General features: G+C 71.9%; 1 protein-coding gene. It reads left to right on the top strand.

The window, feature by feature from the left end; all coding sequences use genetic code 11:
- Positions 1-601: site-2 protease family protein (locus AC1D15_RS36165; protein WP_477829883.1), on the top strand; the 601-nt coding region annotated here is incomplete at both ends.

Here is a 601-nt window from a genome sequence, read left to right as displayed (position 1 = left end):
CGCCTGCGGTGTCAAGGTGCTGCGCTTCTCGATCGGCTTCGGCCGCGTGCTGTGGCGCCACCAGCGCACGCCCGACAGCACCGAATTCGTGCTGTCGGTGCTGCCGCTGGGCGGCTACGTGAAGATGCTCGACGAGCGCGAAGGCCCGGTGGCACCGGGCGAGCAGTCGCAGGCCTTCAACCGCAAGCCGCTGTGGCAGCGCGCCGCGGTGGTCGCGGCCGGGCCGATCGCCAACCTGCTGCTGGCCGTGCTGTTCTATTCGGCGGCGCACTGGATCGGCGTGGAAGAACCCCGGGCCGTGCTCGCGACGCCGCCGGCCGGCAGCCTCGCCGAGCGCGCCGGGCTGCATGCCGGCGACACCGTGTCGGCCACCTCGCGCGACGGCAACGACTGGGACGACGTGCAGTCGATGAACGACCTGAGCTGGCAACTCACGCAGGCCCTGCTGCGCACCGAGAAGCTGCAGCTGATGGTGGCCGATGCGCGCGGGCACGGCTCGCGCGCGGTGACGCTGGACGTCGACACGCTGGACACCTACGACGTGACGCCGCAGACGCTGGATCGCATCGGCGTCAGCGCCCTGAGTGCCGCGGTGCTCGGG

This window comes from Rhizobacter sp. P2_H2 (genome assembly GCF_056403375.1).
This window is presented reverse-complemented; position numbering and strand designations above follow the sequence as displayed.